At 47.8% G+C, this 2,573-nt stretch carries 3 protein-coding genes; 1 reads left to right on the plus strand and 2 read right to left on the minus strand.

Annotated elements, in window-relative coordinates; all coding sequences use genetic code 11:
- A partial coding sequence (locus AC6R1O_RS14835; RefSeq protein ID WP_500657296.1) for a TRAP transporter small permease occupies nucleotides 1–385 on the minus strand: 385 nt, incomplete at its 3' end.
- Between the two features lie 24 nt (nucleotides 386–409).
- Nucleotides 410–1,411: a 3-dehydro-L-gulonate 2-dehydrogenase gene (gene yiaK, locus AC6R1O_RS14840; RefSeq protein WP_500634092.1), complete on the minus strand. Its 1,002-nt coding sequence runs from the start codon at nucleotides 1,409–1,411 to the stop codon at nucleotides 410–412.
- Between the two features lie 475 nt (nucleotides 1,412–1,886).
- Between yiaK and AC6R1O_RS14845 the strand changes: the two genes are divergently transcribed.
- Entirely contained in the window at nucleotides 1,887–2,474 is a 588-nt protein-coding gene (locus AC6R1O_RS14845) for a YjaG family protein (RefSeq protein WP_500634093.1), read from the plus strand.
- The last annotated feature ends 99 nt before the right edge of the window (nucleotides 2,475–2,573 follow it).

The raw sequence follows: 2,573 nt of genomic DNA on the forward strand, positions 1-2,573 counted from the left end.
AGAAAAGCGCCGATGGCAGACCTGTCAATTGAGAAATATCAGACCAGTTCGCCATCATTTGTCGATAAGCGCCGACATAAAGCATGCCTACAGCGATCAAGACGATGCACCAACACAGACGTCTTAATACAGGCACAGCTTTGGGCATTAAGCGTTCGGAAAACTCAGAAACGGCTAGGTGTTCACCTCGGCGCAGCACAACCGCAGCGCCAAGCATGACAATCCACACAAGCCCAAGGCGAGAGAGTTCAACAGAGGGACGAAGACCAGAAGAGAAACCGTAGCGCAATACCACGTTGGTAAACACGAGCGCAATCATGCACGCCATAATAATGGCCATGAGAACGTCTATCGATTTCCATATGCTCTTGAATACACTTTGCATAACGCTTTCCTCACCTTAAGCGAACTAAAGTGACGTGATTTGTTGCCAAATGCCGTCGTTGATCTCGATACCACCTGCAGCTTCATGCTTTTTGATGAAATTGCTGATCTCTGATCCTGCGATCATGACGTTGCCAGTTTCCGCGGGCTCAGAGGCCAGAACATAGTCGCGAATACGCTGCATTTCTTGCGCATATCGACCTTTGTCCATGGTTTTGCTTAGATCAATGGCGATAAGAAATTGTGATACACCGAACTCGCCCCCCATGTCCTCGGTCAGAGCGGGAACGGAATAACCACCAGAGATGGCCGTCAACATCATGTCCAGTACGATAGCCATCGAGGAGCCTTTCCAAAAACCCATAGGCAGTAGACGTTTGTTCTCCCAAAGGGTATGAGGGTCTTTGGTCAACTCACCGTTGTCGTCAAAACCGCCAACCACAGGGAGCTCTTTATCTGCGAGGACGAAGTTTTGTAATTGGCCATAAGAGAATTGCGTCATCGAGCAATCCACCACAACAGGAGGATCGCCGGCAATCGCCATAATCAGCGGGTTGGAACCTAAGCGATGATCTTTGCCGCCCCATGCTGGCATGACGGCGATAGAGTTGGTGGACGCGATACCGGCAAAGCCTTCTCTGGCCATTTTTAACACGTAGGCCCCGCCTCTCATCCAGTGGTTTGAATTGCGCATCCCGACCATACCAATGCCAAATTCTCGGGCTAGTTCCATCGCGCGTTCTGAGCAAATCAGGCCGTTTAAAACGCCCGGGCCGAAATTGCAATCCCATTGCTCCAATGCGCCCATACTGTTGACGCATTCTGGTTCAGCATTCAATTTGATTTGACCTTTATCCACTTGCTCAATGAACACCGGAAAACGGTTGATACCATGGGAATAAGTACCTTCGTTTGCCATTTCTACAAAACCCGCAGCGAGTTTGGTGGCCATCTCCGGTTTCATATCTCGAGCGAGTAAAATACGTTCGTATTCTTGTTGTAATCTGTCTGTGGATACTAAAGGCATGTCGTCTCTCCAATGTGAAATTCCATAATTCGGAATTTATTATTGTGAAAGTTTCAAAATAAAACTGTGAGCCAAGTGGTGATCCATTTTCTGGGCTTATGGATTTTGCCCAAACTGTTAGCTGGCTAATAAATGAAATAAAAAGTTTGGTTAATTCCGAACTGCGGAACAAATAGTGAGGTCTGGATCAATAATCGATAGAAACTTTGCGTGAAACGAAGGGAGATAACGAATACAAGGCATGAAGTTGGGGGCTTACATCGTCATTTTCGGTGGTGCGCTCTAGTTTTGGTCAGACCCTTTAACCAAAAAAAAGGGCCGTGAATGCGTAAGGTCGGGCAAAGGGAGGCGCACTGAGCGGAATTTATCGGGCTTTTCTTTTTTCCCTTGCTCTAATCAAGTAAACTTGGCTAGCCGAGTTTACGTCGATGACGTGACTCCTCATTCCTTTCCTTTGCGCAATCAGTGAGCCACTATGCTACAAAATCCTCTTCAGCTTCGCCTAGAGAAGTTAGAGCCTTGGAAACAGATTACCTTTATGGCGTGTCTGTGTGAACGTATGTACCCCAACTATGCCCTATTTTGCGAAACTACCGAATTTGCGCAGCCGCGCATCTACCGTGACATTCTAGACAGTATTTGGGAGCAACTGACGGTAAAAACCGCCAAGGTGAACTTTGAGCGCCAGCTTGAAAAACTCGAAGAGCTGATCCCAAGCTCGGAAGATTTTGATTTCTACGGCGTGTTCCCGGCCATTGATGCGTGTGTCGGCTTATCGACGCTATTGCACGGCTTGCTTGACCGAGACTACCTCTACGACAACATGCAGAAAGTCAGCCAGCTTTCCGTGATGACGGTCGCCAACCTCGAAGAAGCGCAAACTGGCGTCGCCATTACCAATGACAACCAAAAGCAAAACGAAGCCGTATGCGCAGAGTGGGATGTGCAGTGGGCGATCTTTAGACCACTAAAAGAGGCCACCGAACGCGACATCGATTTGATTAAAGACTTACGCCTAGAGCTGAAAGAAGAAGGTGTAAGTAATATAGGGGTGAGTTTCTAGAGGCGAGTTCCTAGATGAGAGTGCCTAGTTTCTAGTGCCTAGTTCCTAGAGGTGGGTACCTAGATACTTGAAGTGGGTTTCCTCATTGAGTACCGACTT

This window comes from Vibrio sp. R11-SG3-ISO3-SZ, assembly GCF_059834345.1.

What these genes read in the sequence shown, in the direction of transcription:
- AC6R1O_RS14845 (WP_500634093.1), top strand. Translation starts at nt 1,887, where the DNA reads ATGCTACAAAATCCTCTTCAGCTTCGCCTAGAGAAGTTAGAGCCTTGG.
- yiaK (WP_500634092.1), bottom strand. Translation starts at nt 1,411, where the DNA reads ATGCCTTTAGTATCCACAGACAGATTACAACAAGAATACGAACGTATT.